Genomic DNA, 16,157 nt, shown 5'->3' on the forward strand with positions numbered 1-16,157 from the left:
TACTACACGCCTTACCAGCGAGTGGATTACATTTCGTTACCCTTCTTATCGGTTAAGATCACTCGAATTTCCTTTTGCTGCGGAACCATTTTGCGTGCCAGACACCCAATAAAAAGGGGATACCCCTTCATTTTCACAACCAAGACGGTGTGAGCCAAAATGGACAACAAATCGTCATACAGTGATATGCATCAGGATCAGTGTCTCGTTTTGTCATTTGAATGTCTTCTGGCATCGATAACTTACGGTATACAGAAAGGCTAAAGGAAGAAACAAAGCGACCAAAAATCTGCTGGGATGGTAGTTTGGGTATAAGCTTAAAATCATCTGCGCGACGGAGAAGCGTCTAGAATGCCACCAATAGAAAACTCAATAATTACAAATGCCTGTAAAAAGTCGGCCGTTGGTATGCGTCGTATTGTTAGTGTGTGTTTTGCTGCGTTAGTTTCAGTTCAGGCAACCGCCAGTTTTGCCTTGAGTATTGATGATCAGAGAACGAAGTATGAGGAAGCTGTCTCTGCCATCAAACGTAATGACATCAACACATTCAAAAAACTCAAGCGGCAGCTCGAGGATTACCCGCTTTACCCGTATCTTGAATATCGCGACTTTACTCGCTCATTGAGTAGTGCGAAAAAAAGCGAGTTGGATACCTTTCTCGACACTTACAGTGACTTGCCATTTATTGGCACCGTGAGAGGGCGCTACATCGATACTCTGGCGAGTAAGCGACAGTGGAAATCGTTATTGGCGTTTCAGCCTAACGTGCCACGAGGGGAGCGTTATCAATGCCAATACTATTATGCGCACAGTCAAGCGGGTGACAAAGCACTTGCTTTCTCTGGTGCCAAATCTCTCTACTTGTCAGGCACCTCGGTAGACAGTGCCTGTGACAAGCTGTTTGATGTGCTCAAAAAAAGCGGGAAGCTCAATAACGCATTGGTCTTAGACCGCATGTTACTGGCGTTTGATAAGCGAAATCGCTCACTGATGCGTTATCTGCAAAAGCAATTAACAGGCAGCGACGCCCAACAAGGCAAGCAGGTGATTGCCTTGTACGATAACCCCCGCAATGTGGCGACATTTTCGAAAAAAAGCAAAGTTACTTCCTTAAATCAACGCCTGACGCGTCTCACGTTTGAGCGTCTTGCGCGCACCAATGTCAGTGAAGCGGTAAAGCAATTTAAACGTACGACCGACGGGCAGCACTTCGATCAATATGAACGGCAGGAAATGGCGGATTATGTGGCAAGCCGTTTGATGTCGACGGACAAAGCGGCACTTGAAAAATGGCGAGATCACTGGCTAAGCCAAACAGCCAATCAGTCATTGTTAGAGCGTCGTTTTCGCGTTGCTTTAGTGGATGATGATTGGAAAGACATGTCGCGTTGGTTGAGTGCCATGTCTGAAAAAGAACAAGACAAAATTAAGTGGCGATACTGGCAAGCGCGCATTACCCAAGAACAACATGGCAGTGACGCTGCCAAAGAGCAGTTTACGGCACTGTTAGGTGAACGAAACTTCTATTCCGTTGCAGCGGCGATGCACCTTGGTGCACCGATAGATATTCCTTACCAAACAACATCATTGAACATTGAAACGCTTCAGCCATTCCGTCCGGCACTATCCAGGATCAGTGAACTGCTTATTTTGGATAAGGTCAGTGCAGCTAAACGAGAATGGCAAAACGTACTGAGTCAGGCCGATCAGCAAGAAAAAGCCATGTTGGCGGCGTTTGCGACAGACAGTAAGTGGTATCACCTGTCAGTCCAAGCTACCATCTCGGGTAAAATGTGGGGGCATCTAGAATACCGATTCCCGGTTGCTCATCGCTGGTGGTTTGAATTTTTCAGTAAAGAGCGGGATTTACCGTTGACGACGTTACTGGCCCTTTCACGTCAGGAAAGTGCGTTTTATACCAATGCGGTATCGCCAGTCGGCGCACGCGGGCTCATGCAGTTGATGCCAGCGACGGCCAAAGAAACGTCGAAGAAGTTGGGTTTTCGTTATCTGGGAAAAAGCACATTGAGCGATCCTGGGATCAATATTCGATTGGGCAGTGGGTATCTTCGTATGTTGCTTGATCAGTTTGATGAGAACCGAATTCTGGCGTTTGCAGCCTATAACGCAGGGCCTCACCGGGCGAATAAGTGGCTTAAAGAGTCAGATGGCAATCTCGATGCGATTGCGTTTATTGAAGCAATCCCATTTCGGGAAACGAGAGGCTATGTACAGAACGTACTGATGTATGACATATACTATCGCAAGCTGTTAGGGTTGCCGTTACAGTTTTTGCACGATAGTGAAATGCAGCGACGCTATTAGATTGAGCCGTTGGCGTGCTCTGAGTAAAATGCGGCAGAGAGAAATTCGAGTTCGAGGTTAGTATGCAAAATTCGCCAGAGTACTCTGACTGGCAAGACGTGCTGGATTTGATTCACAAAGCCATTGATTCAGGGCGAGAAGCAGAACTTCTAAAAATGCTGCTAACGCAAGATGAAAGAACCGCACTTATTGCACGCGTGAATATCGTCAATGAGTTGTTGAAAGGAGAGGTTAGTCAACGCCAACTCAGCCAGATGCTGGGTGTGGGCATTGCAACCATCACGCGCGGATCTAACGAGATCAAGCAGTTGGATGATGATCAAAAAGCGTGGCTGATGAAACTGCTCGAAAAGTAACAATCAAGAAGGCCAGCATTTGCTGGCCTTCTTTGTTTTATCTGGCATTTAGCGTCTAGGACTCAACTGGAAACAGGGTTGGGTTAATAAACGGAATTAAGGCCAGAATCAGTGCTTGATGGTACACCGAGCTGCGAGTGAGTAGGTGACCCGTTAGCATGCCGATCGCCCCGCCTTTTTGTTTCACGTTTTGCTCGTTAAACATGTCGTCCATGACATCGCCAAGCTCTTTGCCGGTTTTCAATGCGTCCAGTGCTTGAGGTGGCAAAGGGACAGATGCCGATCGTGATTCACCCACTCGTTCTGCCGATTCAACGACCATCCAAGCGAAGGTATAGCAACCATCAATACCCGCTTCGACACCGACATAGAAGTTACCGTCCACCACTTTTTTGGCGTTTCGAATTCGGTTTCTTGCGCCCGCTAAGGTTTCCTCGTTCGTCATGGGTTGATCTGCAACGTCGCTGGATACTGAAATTCCCTCAAACGTCATGTCGTTATCCGGAAATACTTCGTGGAAAGCGGCTTCTACCGCAGAGATTTTTGCAGGGTTGAGTGACGTAACGATCACTTTAGTCATTGTTGTTATATTCCTTTCTAGTGTGAACGCTTTGTTTCGTTTGGCGTGCGCTGAAATAAGGTAAACGGCAGAGAAAGCAGACCGGGTAACCAAACCACCTGTTTATCATCCCGATGCGACGATATTCCGATGCGCATTGCATAGTGCCCGTCGTCAGGTTCCGCTTTGTAAGTGTGAAATATACGGTCCCAAATCGCGAGATTAAAGCCAAAGTTAGCATCACTTTCGTGACGATGGATTGAGTGATGAATACGGTGCATATCTGGTGTGACGACAATGACGCGTAACCATCGGTCAATCGATGCTGGAATGGCGACATTGCTGTGATTAAACAGTGCCATACCGCTAAGAATGACTTCAAATAAAATCACTGCAACCGCAGGTGCCCCCAACAGGGCAATGGCGAAAAATTTGATCACCATTGAGAGCAAGATTTCAATGGTGTGAAAACGTGCACCTGATGTGACATCAAGGTCTTTATCTGCATGGTGCACAGCGTGTAATCGCCAGAGAGTGGGGACAGTGTGGAACATACGGTGTTGAAGCCAAATGATGCCGTCCAGCGCGACGATGGAAAGAATAATGGCGACCCAAATGGGCACAGAGATTAGGTTAAATAGTCCAAATCCCTGAGTGGTACACCAGGCGGCAAAACCAGCCGCCGCAATCGGGAAGATTAAGCGTATCGCCAGCGTATTTAGCATCATTAGGGAAATATTGTTTAGCCAGCGCTTGGCTTTGGCGACCGTAAGTAACCTTTTTGGAAAGAGCCACTCAGCGAGTGCCATGGCCCCGAAAATGGAAAAAAAGGTCAGTAGTCGGAAAACCGTTTCTCTGGCTTCGATGTATTCCAGCACGTCTGCTCCTGCATGTCGCGAGTATTAATACCAGCTTAACATAATTGAAGATGGAGGGAGGGTGGTGCGCCGCATGGCTAGTCTATTGGACTAACAAATGGGCGCACGTAGAGGCGATATACTTATCAACCTGAAGATGCTCGCATTCAGAGATTACCAAACGCGTTTAATGGTGATTTTTGCGCCGGGATTGAGGAAGCGATGTTGGTACTCTAGTGCCGATGTTTCCAAGCCATCGTCAGTGGAGAGTACGCCGGGGTGTATACGAATACGATTGACGTCGTCACGTACGGCACTAAAGCCAGCCCCTCCAGCAGCAGGACCGGGAATGGAGCTTGCCGATTCCGTGTTCGCTTCTGTTCCCGCATCCCACACAGGCAATGTCACTGTCATGCTTTGACCTGGGCGGAGTTTATTGATGCGAATATCAGCTTCAGCCACTAAGGCATCGTTCGTGTTTACCAGCATTGATGCGACGGACAAAAAGCGCGTTTTACGGTGAGTAACATAAACCGTGAAGCTTTCTGAATCTCCGGGAAGCAAGGGTGCAGCACCGGATAGCGTATCCTCGACGCGTCGGTTATAGCGATAATTCAGAACATCACTGTTGTCACCGCCTTCTGCCAGCTTTTCCAGTGCTACAGAGACTGGCTGTCCAACCTCAAAAAGATCAAAGCTCTTTCTGTGGGTGATCAGAGTGACAGGAGACATTGGCTGTGCAGCGGTAAGGTTTTCGACCGTGACCGTGTATTCTTTTTGAAAGGGGCACCCGACTAAAAACAAGGCGGTTAAACCCACAAGAGATAAGCGAAACATAGTGCTGCCTCCCTTAACGTACGGTAACGGTAATGATGGCAACAGGGTTCAGCCAACGATGCTTGGTGCTGTCAAAGTCACTGATGCCGCCGTTGGCATCCGTATCACCAAGATTACCTGGGTGAATGTGAACAACGTCATTTGATACCTCCGTATCAACCCCCGTGCCAGCAGAGCCAAAGTCAATAAATGGCGGCGTAGGCACACTGCCTGCCAGCTCATCATTGGCTTCTGTGCCTGCGTCATAGCCGTTTGCTCGAATGATATATTTGCCGCGCTTTTTAGGGATAGTCCAACTGTCTACGCCAATAAACGCATCGTTGGAAGGAAGAAGCATGGCTGCAATTGAAAGCACATCACCATGTTCGGCATAGAGTGTGGTTGAAGTGGAATCTCCAGGGTTAAGAATACCGCCGGCAGGATTAGCAGAAACGCTTGCACCAGCTCCGACTGCTAGGGCTTCCAAACCAGAGATATCACCGCCTTCCGCCATGGCTTCTACATCTGCTGATGCGGATTCTCCGGTGCGAAATAAATGGACGTTATTGCTGTGAGCCGCGACCAAAAGAGGGGTGAAATAAATGCCGTCGGTTGCGTTCGTTATATTGACGTCAATGGTTGCTGCGTTCGCGGAAAATGCGGTTGCCATCGCCATGCCAAGCAGTAGTTTTTTCATATGTCGCTCCATGCATTTGAGGGATCAGCTCTTAGCATGGGCGGCAAAAATGGCAATCTCGTCGCGACTCTCTATCAAAATACTCGCAAAACTCTCTCGCCTTTCGTCTTCATGCGGAGTTCTTTTGGGATTCGTCGTCTTCTAAGTCTAATTCGACGTGTGTGACTACCCTGTTTCGCCCCTTTTCTTTTGCAAGGTAAAGTGCTGAATCAGCGGCTTCAATAATCGACTCGATTGATTGAAATTCAGGGAATGTCGCAACACCTGCGCTCAATGTGGCATAAAACGTCTCAGGGCCATTTGAGAACGGCGTTTTCGCAAACGTCAGTCGAAACTCATCAATGAGCCTTAGGGCGATATCGGCCGGTGTGTCCGGCAAAATAAGTGCAAACTCTTCACCGCCATATCGTGCTGCGGTATCGGTTTTACGGAAGCGATAGTTCAGCAGTCTTGCCACGCCTTTGATCACTTTGTCCCCGACAGGGTGACCATACTTGTCATTAACCGACTTAAAGTGATCGATATCAATCATCACGAAACTTACTGGCGACTCATGCCGTTTGGCACGTGAGAGTTCGCGATCCAAAGCGACCTTGAGGTTTGAGTGATTGAGTAATCCCGTGAGGCTATCCCTGTCCATCAGTGCGCTGAGCTGGCGAAAACGCTTGGCGCGAATAGAAACCGCTTGGGTAAGGTGTAAGTCATTAATCGGCTTAGTGAGAAAGTCATCTGCGCCGACTTGCAGAGCCTGCATCTGCATTTTTAAGTCTGTTTCACCGGACAAGTAAACGATAGGTAGATTGGTGTGCGCATTGTGCTGTCGAATAACACTGGCGGCTTCTACGCCGGAATAGTTTGGCATGTATAAATCCATCAATACCAAGTCAGGGTGAAATTCACCCAGCTCATCCAGCAAATGTTCTGTATCGTCAAGTATGGCGGTTTTCATACCCGCCCCTTGGAGGATAACGGAGTAGTGTTCGGCGAGCATTCGCTCATCTTCGACGATAAGTACCCGATATTGCGCGTTGTTGCTTTCCCAAAGATTGTCAAAAATACCTAGGATATCATCGTGTTCAACGGGCTTTTGGAAAAAGGCGTAGGCACCAGCACGAGCAGCGTGTAAGCGACTTTCCCAGCATTCACTGGCGCACAATACGACAAGTGGGATCCCGCTTTCTTTACGCCAAAATTTAGATATCTCGTCGAGGAGATCGAATTCATTTATGTCCACGATCATGACAGAGGGGGACTCTTTACCCAACGCTTCTTTTAGTGCTGCTGCAGAATCAAACGACAAGACTTCGTAATCAATAAACTCGAGCTGTTCAACCATATCCTTGGTGTCATCGAGGATGTCAGCGGCGACATACACAAGTTGTTTTGAACGCCCTTCTTCATGCAAAAGCGTCACTTCGCCGTATGTCATATCTTCAGGGCGTTTGGGCTCGATAGTCGCCACGCTGGATAACGTATTAACGATTTCATCGATAATTTCATCGCCTTTGGGAAGTTGTTTGTCTTCCAAAAAGGGGCGTAAGAGAATTTCAATGTCTCTACCGCGCTCTCCCAGATCAATAAAGCCTAAGGTGATCGCTGTACCGGCAAGTTTGTGGGCCTCAAGAATCATGTCTTCAAGCTCAATCAGGTGATCATCGGGTGCTTTTTGTATCGCAGCCCAAAGCTGACTTAGCTTTTGGATACGTTTATCAATACCGTCCGAAAATCTGCGTTGCTGCTCTTGAAACTTTTTGATTTGAGATGGCTTCATAAACTACGCCTTTTTCAATATGGATTTAATCTCATCGGCTAATCTCATGGGATCAAAGGGCTTGCTGATCACGCCCAATGCTCCGCACTCTTGGTACGCCTTTATTTCCTTAGGCTGCACTTTTGCGGTCATGAAAATCACAGGCGTAGATTCTATGTGCGGTATTAGGCGCAAGTGATTTAGCGTTGTAGGGCCATCCATTCCTGGCATCATTACATCCAACAACAATAGATCCGGCTCAGAAAGTGCTGCTTTTTCTAATGCTTCTGCTCCGGATGAACAACTCATGAGGAAGAACTCCTCTTCTTCCAAGGCCATTTCAGCTATGACGCGAATGTCATCATCATCTTCAACGTAAAGAACACTAATTGGCTTTCCCATTACATCGCCTCTCGTGTATTTCTGATCTTAAGTATAAGACGCACTTCTGATTTAAGCGCATTGGTGTTTAATTGCGACTTTTGGTGTGTCGCTGCGACGCAAGCAGGAAGGCGAAAGTTGGGGAGATTGTCCCCAAGGAGGATGACATGTGTGTTGGAGAAGATATTCTCGTCAAGCAGCCCAGAAATATCGTCCCCTTTTAAGACCCAATCCATAATGATGAGGTCAAAATTTTGATTATGTAATGCGATTTTTGCTGCACCTTTAGAAGAGACAAAGAGGAGTTTGCAAAATTCAGACAGTGGCTCCTTGATCTCATTAAATACGGACTTGTCTGCGTCGATAACGAGCACTTGATAAAGAGGCGTTTCCTTTTTAAACGTAGAGCCAGTGTGCTCTGTATGCCCCAAGGTACTAAGATTTTTACTCGGTATTGGGAGTTTAAAAAAGAAAGTGCTTCCTTTGCCTACGGTCGAGAAAAAATCTATTTCACCGTGATGACTTTCAATAATGGTACGTGAAATGGCTAAGCCCAAGCCCGTTCCCCCACGTTTTCGGGTGTCAGAGCTATCCGCCTGAGAAAAACGTTCAAAGATTCGGGCATGAAATTCTGGCGATATCCCCGTCCCTTCATCACAGACATCAACGCGATAGGAATCGTCCTGCCGACGCAGGGAGATAGTTACACTGCTGCCTCTGTCTGAGTATTTGATGGCATTTGACAACAGGTTTGCCATCACTTGCTGAAGGCGACCTGAGTCAGCATACACAAAGGCACCCGTTGGGCTTGGTAAATAACAAAGAGACACACCGTGATGATTGGCGAAGCCTTCGTTGTCCTCGATCGAGCGGCGAATGATGTTATCGAGATTTGTTTCAACCAGCTCTAATGACATTTGTTCAGACTCAAGTTTTTCAATGTCCAAAATGTCGTTGATCAGCGTGGTGAGTCGTTCACAGTTTCGAAGAGCCATGGACAGCATGGTTTTGCTTTTGGCGGGGAGTTGACCGTCAAATTTACCCAAAACCAGTCCGAGTGCGCCGCGAATGGAGGTAAGCGGGGTTCTTAGTTCGTGACTAACCGTGGCGACAAACTCGTTTTTCAGTTGCTCATCTTTTTTGCGCAGTGTGATATCCCGAATGATGCCTGTGAACATCCTTTCGCCAGAAACATGCATTTCACTGATGGAGAGATCGGCGGGAAAAGTTGAACCATCAGCCCGTTGGGCCACAACTTCTCGCCCAATGCCGATAATTTGAGCTGGCTTACCATTGAGGTAGTTAGTCAGATAGGTGTCATGCGCATGGGAATCTTTGCTCGTCATCAGGATTTTGACATTTTTACCAATGACTTCGTGTTCTTTGTAGCCGAAGAGTGTTTCTGCTGCAGGGTTAAAGGTAACGATGTTTCCTTGTTCTGTAATGGTAACGATGCCGTCTACGACGGTATCAACGATAGCAACCAGCTTGCTTTGGCCTGACCGTCGCTCGGCTTCGATCTTGATCATGTTCGCATTGATAAGCTCCTCGTGCGCGAGGTTGAAAGCGATGGCCAAATCTTCGATTTCCTGTGCATTCGAGTCTGAGGTGACCGGGTAGTTACCTTCAGAGATGTTATCCGCAAGCCGTGTAATAGGCTTCGCCATTTTTCGGCCAATTCGCTGTGCAATAAAAATAACGGGAAGCAGCCCAATCAAGCCAAGCAAGGTAAAGCTAAATAGCCAAGGATAGATGCCTTTAAACAGGTGTGAATAGGGTTCAACCAGTGATATTGATGTGCTGAACTCGCTGATGTCCATGCTTGCTGGTGCTGCCATTTTAAGCGTGATGCCATCTGGTGCCAGATTGTTGTTTGAATACTCCCAGTTGTTTCCTATTAATACGGAGAAAGAATAGCTAGTTTTTTTAAATACCTGATTAACCATGTCTTTTGTGTTTACTCTGGCAATGATGCCCCCCTGCATTGAACCGTAATATAAGATGGGTTCAACAATGAAAAAGTATCCGTTTTTGAAAAGAAGAGCACGTTGGTTGGTGGACAATGTTTGGTTGATTAATGATGTCTTGTACCAGGTAGGGGGCGATTGATAATCACCGAATAGATATTCTCCGGCGTAGTCAAATACGACAGCGTCATTCACCGAAGTAAACAAAGAGAGATCATCCAACGAGTGGTGAAAATACGAGTGGTTTAAGTCAATAAGCCCATTAATGGATAACTGACTTGATGCCATTCTGAACACGACTTGACGCAGTGAATTGAGTTCGACGTTGAAAAGGTTGAGCTTATTAAATGCTTCGATATGAAGCTCCTCTTTCAGTTGTTCTTCAAGTCGCTCAAACTGCATGATAGAGGTTGCAGCAACAACGAAAATAAAGAAACCGAACAACAGTGATAAAATCGATGCCGAAAAATGGCTCGCCAGACTTCTTTTTTTTGACATGGCCACTATTCCTTCAAGGGGTAGAGTGCGGTGTCTTGATACGTTGCAAACATATAGTCTGAGCGGTCGAGTGCGTCTTGGTGCTTGCCGGAGAACGGGCGTTGATAATCTTTCATTACGCCTTGGTATTGCTCAATTTTCCTAAGCTCTTGTTGGATTAGCGGCATATTGGGTTTGCCCGCTTTTTTGGTTGCTATAGCAAGCATGTGCATCAGGTCGTACGCATGTGCGGTACCGGAAGGGGCAACGATCTCTTTTCGATGTGTAGTGTTATAGCGGTCGTGATAGCGCGTGATTAGCTTATCTGCCGCTGGAGTATCTGCATTGATAAAACTGAACGTCTGAAGAACACGCAGATCTATTTTCTCCAATGCTTGGCGGCTTTTTTCCGCAAAATTGCTGCCAGTGATCCCCCAATGTGAAATAACGACCGGGGGTGCATCGAGCTTTGCTAGTGCTTTTACAAATTTCCCACCTTCGACAGGGTTACCCACAAAAATGATGACCTTGACGCCTTTTTTCACCAGAGCATCAATTTTTGCCCTAAAGTTTCGCTCTCCCCAATCGAACCATTCAACGTGGGAGACAGTCAGGTTTCGACGGGCCATGGAATCCGTCAGTCCGCGAAAGTTGCTACGCCCCCAGCTATTGTTGACCAAGAGAAAGCCCACGTTTTCGGAAACGTCCAGTGCTCCGTCAAGAAGAAAGTCAGCGGCGTATTCGTCACGCACGGAGACACGAAACACATAGTTGGGAGAGTGTTCATTCGACACGATGGGTGTGGCGGCAGCCCAGGGAACCAGCATCAAGGTTTTGTTTTGATGAAGATAATCTAATTCAGCAAGGACAACGGGACTGCTGATCCCGCTGAACACGGCAAGCAAGTTGGGAAGACCAGCGAAAATTTCCAGATTGTCGAGACCACGAGAGGGGATCATAGAATTGTCTCTCGCAATTAACGCGACCTCTTTACCCAATAGCCCACCGCTTTGATTAATTTCCTCGATGGCGATCTCAATACCTCGACGAATTGCAAGTCCAGAAAGGGCGGAGTTGCCGCTCATATCAGCATCGAGCGCGACCAGCAGTTTGTCAGGGTGAGGTGCCTGCCAGTTTTCTTTTGCTTGAAGTACTTGTTCAACCATTTCAGTACCAAGACGCATACGGTAAAACTCAAGCAACTTGGAAGAGTGTTCTTTTAACCACGCCACGAAAGTGGGCGATGCTTCAGTCACCGTCACAGTGGCCGTGTTCTTGAGTAGGAATAATGCCTCTTGGTTTTTCTGTTCCGCGAGTTGGTGCTGGTAGCTTGTTGCCTCGATGGCCGCCTTATTGATCACGCTCTGAAATTTTTCCGGAATCGAATCAAATGTTTTTAAGGACATCAGCATCACGTGAGAGAGATAACCGTGGTTGGTCAGCGTAATGTGGGGAGTCTCAGGTAGTCTTTGTAATACATTTCTTGGCGTATTTTCTTCACCATCTATCGCGCCTTTTTCGTACGCCATTTTTGTTTGGCCTGCACCAATACTCAAAGAGTGCGCTCCCCAGTTGCTGAATTGCTCTCTCAGTAGCGAGCTTTCAAAGACTTTAAATCGTTGGTTTCCAAGATCGCTAGGGGTTGTGATTGGGGTGCTGGAAACCAGTTGCTTGAACCCACCATGCCAAAAGGCAAGGCCGACTAAATTTTGAATATCGAGCTTGGATAAAAGTAATTTCCCTGCAGCACTGTCGTAAACGCGATTAACAGCGTCGGTGTCTTCAAAGAAAAACGGCAGATCAAACAGTTGTAAGTCTGGAGCGATATAGGTCAAGCGTGCTGACGGAATGACCGCGAAGTCGATGATGCCTTTTTGAACGTCAGCAATGATTTCTCTTTCGGCACATTTCGTCTCTTGCCGAATGACTTCAATGGTCATCTGACCCTTGGTGCGCTTTTCTACCAACTCTGAAAATCGGATGGCGGCTTGGTGTTCGGCACTGGCATCGTGCATGCAAAGAGGCATTGTCAATGCATAGATATAAGGTTCACCTGCTGTCGGATTGCGCTTTGTCATCTGACGTTCTTGAGCGTCGCAACTGAGTAGGCTGAGTACAAATATCAAACTAACAAATGCGCGTATCATGGTGTTTTTCCCTGATTTTATGTTGGTAGTGAGGGGCTCTGACCACGGCCATTGTTATCTCTTGCTTGATCCACATTTTGGATGGGGGATATAGAAGATATTAGAGATGAGATGAAAGTTTCGCCAGTGAGCCATCTTCTAACGGGAGACTGGGTTTTCTCGAAGAAAGCACGTTTCGCAACGGAAAGTTCTTCTAATCTCAAACCAAGGTTTAGCTTATTGCTGCCTATTCATGCAGTTAGCGAATACACGATTGGATAGAAAAAGACTTTTTCTCCTGAGTGTTTCTGTTCGCGAACAAGGCCATATATAAACACAGCGAGGATCGTTGAAGTTAAGGAGTACTGTTTATGCTTAGCAATGTGTTTAGGAAACTGACAGGGATACCGTTATTGGCTGCAAGCTTGCTGGTGGCGTTTTCGGTACATGCGCACGGCCCGTCGAGGTTGAAAGTACAAGAAGTCATTACTATCGATGCGCCTGCGGAAAAAGTGTGGAAAACGGTGGGTGCTTTCAATAGTTTGAGCTGGCTTCCGCCCGTTACCAGTGTCGAAATGACCGCTGGAGAGCCCGATCAAAAAGGGGCGGAACGTGTGGTACACGTGGGTGACCAGTCAGTGACAGAAGAAATCAAAAAATATGATGCGGCAGGCATGATGCTTAAATACAAAATCACCAAAGACAACACCGCTCTGCTGCCTGTTACTAACTACCAATCGACGCTTAAGGTTACCCCTGATGGCGACAAAAGTATCGTCACATGGAAAGCCGGTTTTTATCGAGGCGACCCAAATAATAACCCACCTGAAAACTTGAATGATAAAGCCGCTATTGAAGCAATCACTGGCCTTTATCAGCTTGGTTTGAGAAATCTAAAAGCTCTAATGGAAAACTAGAAAATACAGGTGGAAATCTAAATCTATGAGGGTGGCAATGGTGACATGTCACCCTCGATTTCTTTGCATCACAGCGTGTTGGGGTTTGAGCAGCCTGCCCGGCGGTTATCCGTTTCTGGTCTAGTATGTTGAAAGAAGGGTTATATCTGACGTACTTCACCACAACAAGGGCCAGCCTATGCTCTATCAACTCAATGCCACCTACATGGAATCCATTAAGCCTCTGAATAGCTGGGCAAAGTTTGTAAGGGACTTTAATTCCGCTCCGTGGAATTGCTTACGATTTTCAGCAGCATCTCGAACCCTTGATGCATCCATGGAGTTTGTAGAACGGCTGACAGATTGCTATGACGAACCCTCTTGGGAATTAGATGAAACCATCATCAAAGGGGAGAAACTGGCGATTCAGTACAATGTTATTGCCAATAAACCTTTTTGCAACCTTTTGCATTTTCGCCGCAGCAAAGCCCAACCGAATCAACCGAAAGTCCTGTTTGTTGCACCGCTCTCTGGGCATTTCGCTACCCTTTTACGTGGCACCATTCGTGAGTTTCTTCCCGATCATGATGTGTATGTGACCGACTGGCGCAATGCACGTGATGTATCGCTTAGCAGCGGAGAATTTCATTTTGATGATTATGTTGATTACCTCATTGAGTTCCTCGAAATGTTGGGGCCAGAGACCCACACAATCGCAGTTTGTCAGCCCTGCGTGCCTTTGATGGTCGCAACCTCGTTAATGTCGGCACAAAATAACCCGGCGACACCCAAAACCATGACCCTGATGGGCGGGCCGATCGACACGCGCATTAATCCAACGGAAGTAAATGATTATGCAAGTGGAAAAGATTTGGAATGGTTTGAGTCCAACGTAATTTGCACAGTCCCAGAGCAATATGAAGGGGTAGGGCAACTCGTCTATCCAGGGTTTGTTCAGCTCTCTGGATTTATGTCGATGAACCTTGATACGCATGTGCAAAAGCATTTTAAATTTTTCGGTGATCTGGTTAAGGGGGACGGTGACAATGCTGAGGCTCACCGAAAATTCTATAACGAATACTTGGCCGTTATGGACTTACCCGCCCACTACTATCTCGATACCATTCGAAAAGTTTTTCTTGAGCAAAAACTCCCTAATGGCACCTTGCAATACCGTGGTCAGCGCGTTGATTTAGCCAGTATTACACAGACTGCCATCATGACAATTGAAGGTGAGCTGGATGACATAACGGGCCGAGGCCAGACCGCAGCTGCGCTTGATTTGTGTACCAAATTGCGAAAAACCAAGAAAGTGCACTACGAGCAAGAAGGCGTTGGCCACTATGGGATTTTCAACGGTCGACGATATCGAGAGTGTATCGCGCCTAAAATCAAAGGTTTCATAAATAAATATGAGCCACGTAAACGACGTGTTGCTTAGGCTTTTCTTATTCTTATCTTTTTGATTCTAAACATTATGCGAGCGGCTTGATGTCGATTGCTTGTCGTTGGTAACGATAAAGGTGTGAGTTATTCGTGCTAGAAACATTTTGGAATTGAGAGTATATAAAGTACCAGAGTTATATTGATTTCCAGAATGTTGAAATGCATGGGCATTAAAAGTGTATATATCGTATCGCTAAATAGCGATTGGTCAGCCGTTGTGAATTCGGTGCTTTCTTCCATTTTTCACGATTATCGTTTTTGTGAATGTGACGGCGTGAATGAGCTTTGGAGCTTGTCGAGTGAAGATGTCGTGGTTTTCGACAAAGGTACACTGGGTAATCCTTCTTCGTTGCTCATTTCTCCTTACGAGCGTGGTGGCGAGTGGCTAATCGTTAACGGGAACCCTGTTGACGAAGAAAGTGTTGCAGGCTTGATTTCCCTTGGTTATTCGGGATTGATCGTCGCGCCTTACACTTTGGAAATGCTGCCCCGCGCATTGCGAACCATTGCGGGTGGGCAAATGTGGTTCAGCCGTGATGCCATGTCTCAAGCGTTAAAGCACTTGGTAAAAGCGGGAGGCATGTCTTGCCATTCCGTGAACGTGCTGGGTGCCCGTTTCTCGTTATCAAGCCGTGAACAACAAGTGTTTCTACTCCTCCTTCAAGGTAAGAGTAACAAGGACATTGCGCTGCAACTTCACCTTAGTCCTAGTACAGTGAAGTGCCATGTTTCCAATATCTTATTGAAAACAGGGAAGAATAGTCGCAATCAGTTGACCACGCTGTTGCTGGAAGAAGAGGCCGCCTAGGCCATTTGGTCATCAAAATGGCAATAGACCTCCGACCACTAGCCCGAATTTAGTCCCTTTTACCTTTGCGAATTGGACATGTGGTCGATATCCATAAGTCTGCGAAAACCTTACATTTACTGCCAACAACACGTCAGCCTTTTCAAATAATGGAGAACAATATGAAACGTGTAATTGGTGGTATCGCGCTAGCCCTACTTTGTTCTACAAGCGCATTTGCAGACGGCTGGTCAAGCACTGCTCGTGAAGATGGCCAAACCCAGTTTTTCGTAAACCTGAAAGGTGAAGTGCCACAACGTTGTCGCATGCACACCAAGCAAGACCGTACCATTGAACTGGATGTTGAAAACACCAACGCAAAAACCAGTGATTTTAAATTCAACGCTTGGTGTAACAACGACAATGCAAAAGGTTTGTTAGTTGTTGGCGCACAGGCGTTTAAAAATGAAAACGGTGTAGATGTTATCCCGCTGAAAGTGGCTTTCAATGGTGAGAGTGCGGTTATTGACGGCTCTACCAATGCATCGAACAGCCATGCGATCGAAACATCGATGGATGTGAGCAACAGCACTGAAGGTTACCTGAGCGAAACCAAAACACTGAACATCACACCAGTGATCAATGGTTGGGAAAAATCTGGTGAGTACAAAACGTCAATGTACGTATCTTTGTACCCACGTTAATTCGCAATGTTGT

14 protein-coding genes are annotated in these 16,157 nt (G+C 46.7%); 6 read left to right on the forward strand and 8 right to left on the reverse strand.

The window, feature by feature from the left end; genetic code table 11:
• Positions 1–351 precede the first annotated feature (351 nt).
• Positions 352–2,325, forward strand: coding sequence for a murein transglycosylase (sltY, locus tag LRP49_RS23250; RefSeq protein WP_274145794.1), 1,974 nt, complete (start codon positions 352–354; stop codon positions 2,323–2,325).
• Between the two features lie 62 nt (positions 2,326–2,387).
• Positions 2,388–2,681 carry a trp operon repressor gene (gene trpR / locus LRP49_RS23255; RefSeq protein ID WP_078750601.1) on the forward strand — a complete coding sequence of 98 codons (294 nt, stop codon included), beginning with the start codon at positions 2,388–2,390 and terminating at the stop codon, positions 2,679–2,681.
• Positions 2,682–2,736: 55 nt separating this feature from the next.
• Here the strand turns inward: trpR and yjjX are convergent, their stop codons facing one another.
• The 8 genes from yjjX to LRP49_RS23295 form a co-directional block, all read right to left on the reverse strand.
• The gene (gene yjjX / locus LRP49_RS23260; RefSeq protein ID WP_274145796.1) at positions 2,737–3,261 is read right to left on the reverse strand and encodes an inosine/xanthosine triphosphatase; all 525 of its coding nucleotides are present in this window, start codon (positions 3,259–3,261) and stop codon (positions 2,737–2,739) included.
• A 17-nt stretch (positions 3,262–3,278) separates the two neighbouring features.
• On the reverse strand, positions 3,279–4,118 hold the full coding sequence (locus LRP49_RS23265) for a sterol desaturase family protein (protein ID WP_274145798.1): 840 nt from the start codon (positions 4,116–4,118) through the stop codon (positions 3,279–3,281).
• A gap of 153 nt (positions 4,119–4,271) precedes the next feature.
• The gene (locus LRP49_RS23270) at positions 4,272–4,934 is read right to left on the reverse strand and encodes a spondin domain-containing protein (protein WP_274145800.1); all 663 of its coding nucleotides are present in this window, start codon (positions 4,932–4,934) and stop codon (positions 4,272–4,274) included.
• A 13-nt stretch (positions 4,935–4,947) separates the two neighbouring features.
• A complete protein-coding gene (locus tag LRP49_RS23275; protein ID WP_274145802.1) occupies positions 4,948–5,610 on the reverse strand; it encodes a spondin domain-containing protein in 663 nt (220 codons plus the stop codon).
• A 109-nt stretch (positions 5,611–5,719) separates the two neighbouring features.
• A complete protein-coding gene (locus LRP49_RS23280; RefSeq protein WP_274145804.1) occupies positions 5,720–7,381 on the reverse strand; it encodes a GGDEF domain-containing response regulator in 1,662 nt (553 codons plus the stop codon).
• 3 nt (positions 7,382–7,384) lie between these two features.
• Positions 7,385–7,762, reverse strand: a complete 378-nt coding sequence (locus tag LRP49_RS23285) for a response regulator (protein WP_274145805.1) — start codon at positions 7,760–7,762, stop codon at positions 7,385–7,387.
• Complete coding sequence (locus LRP49_RS23290) at positions 7,762–10,206, reverse strand: ATP-binding protein (RefSeq protein WP_274145807.1); 2,445 nt, start codon at positions 10,204–10,206, stop codon at positions 7,762–7,764. The genes LRP49_RS23285 and LRP49_RS23290 overlap by 1 nt, the downstream gene beginning before the upstream one ends.
• 5 nt (positions 10,207–10,211) lie before the next feature.
• Positions 10,212–12,332 (reverse strand): DctP family TRAP transporter solute-binding subunit, encoded by a 2,121-nt coding sequence (locus LRP49_RS23295; RefSeq protein WP_274145808.1) that lies wholly within the window; start codon positions 12,330–12,332, stop codon positions 10,212–10,214.
• Between the two features lie 350 nt (positions 12,333–12,682).
• Between LRP49_RS23295 and LRP49_RS23300 the strand changes: the two genes are divergently transcribed.
• From LRP49_RS23300 to LRP49_RS23315, 4 genes are all read left to right on the forward strand, one after another.
• Positions 12,683–13,228 (forward strand): SRPBCC family protein, encoded by a 546-nt coding sequence (locus LRP49_RS23300; protein ID WP_274145810.1) that lies wholly within the window; start codon positions 12,683–12,685, stop codon positions 13,226–13,228.
• A 178-nt stretch (positions 13,229–13,406) separates the two neighbouring features.
• Positions 13,407–14,648 carry a polyhydroxyalkanoate depolymerase gene (locus tag LRP49_RS23305; protein ID WP_274145812.1) on the forward strand — a complete coding sequence of 414 codons (1,242 nt, stop codon included), beginning with the start codon at positions 13,407–13,409 and terminating at the stop codon, positions 14,646–14,648.
• Between the two features lie 168 nt (positions 14,649–14,816).
• On the forward strand, positions 14,817–15,461 hold the full coding sequence (locus tag LRP49_RS23310; protein ID WP_274145814.1) for a helix-turn-helix transcriptional regulator: 645 nt from the start codon (positions 14,817–14,819) through the stop codon (positions 15,459–15,461).
• Positions 15,462–15,622: 161 nt separating this feature from the next.
• Positions 15,623–16,144, forward strand: coding sequence for a hypothetical protein (locus tag LRP49_RS23315; protein ID WP_274145816.1), 522 nt, complete (start codon positions 15,623–15,625; stop codon positions 16,142–16,144).
• The last annotated feature ends 13 nt before the right edge of the window (positions 16,145–16,157 follow it).

It is taken from the genome of Enterovibrio qingdaonensis, assembly GCF_028683135.1.
Taxonomy (GTDB): domain Bacteria; phylum Pseudomonadota; class Gammaproteobacteria; order Enterobacterales; family Vibrionaceae; genus Enterovibrio; species Enterovibrio qingdaonensis.

Excerpts from the sequence above, each read along its gene's own strand:
- LRP49_RS23275 (WP_274145802.1), bottom strand. The coding sequence starts at position 5,610 with ATGAAAAAACTACTGCTTGGCATGGCGATGGCAACCGCATTTTCCGCG.
- LRP49_RS23300 (WP_274145810.1), top strand. The coding sequence starts at position 12,683 with ATGCTTAGCAATGTGTTTAGGAAACTGACAGGGATACCGTTATTGGCT.
- LRP49_RS23280 (WP_274145804.1), bottom strand. The coding sequence starts at position 7,381 with ATGAAGCCATCTCAAATCAAAAAGTTTCAAGAGCAGCAACGCAGATTT.
- LRP49_RS23315 (WP_274145816.1), top strand. The coding sequence starts at position 15,623 with ATGAAACGTGTAATTGGTGGTATCGCGCTAGCCCTACTTTGTTCTACA.
- LRP49_RS23270 (WP_274145800.1), bottom strand. The coding sequence starts at position 4,934 with ATGTTTCGCTTATCTCTTGTGGGTTTAACCGCCTTGTTTTTAGTCGGG.
- yjjX (WP_274145796.1), bottom strand. The coding sequence starts at position 3,261 with ATGACTAAAGTGATCGTTACGTCACTCAACCCTGCAAAAATCTCTGCG.
- LRP49_RS23310 (WP_274145814.1), top strand. The coding sequence starts at position 14,817 with ATGGGCATTAAAAGTGTATATATCGTATCGCTAAATAGCGATTGGTCA.
- LRP49_RS23290 (WP_274145807.1), bottom strand. The coding sequence starts at position 10,206 with ATGTCAAAAAAAAGAAGTCTGGCGAGCCATTTTTCGGCATCGATTTTA.
- trpR (WP_078750601.1), top strand. The coding sequence starts at position 2,388 with ATGCAAAATTCGCCAGAGTACTCTGACTGGCAAGACGTGCTGGATTTG.
- LRP49_RS23305 (WP_274145812.1), top strand. The coding sequence starts at position 13,407 with ATGCTCTATCAACTCAATGCCACCTACATGGAATCCATTAAGCCTCTG.
- sltY (WP_274145794.1), top strand. The coding sequence starts at position 352 with ATGCCACCAATAGAAAACTCAATAATTACAAATGCCTGTAAAAAGTCG.
- LRP49_RS23285 (WP_274145805.1), bottom strand. The coding sequence starts at position 7,762 with ATGGGAAAGCCAATTAGTGTTCTTTACGTTGAAGATGATGATGACATT.
- LRP49_RS23295 (WP_274145808.1), bottom strand. The coding sequence starts at position 12,332 with ATGATACGCGCATTTGTTAGTTTGATATTTGTACTCAGCCTACTCAGT.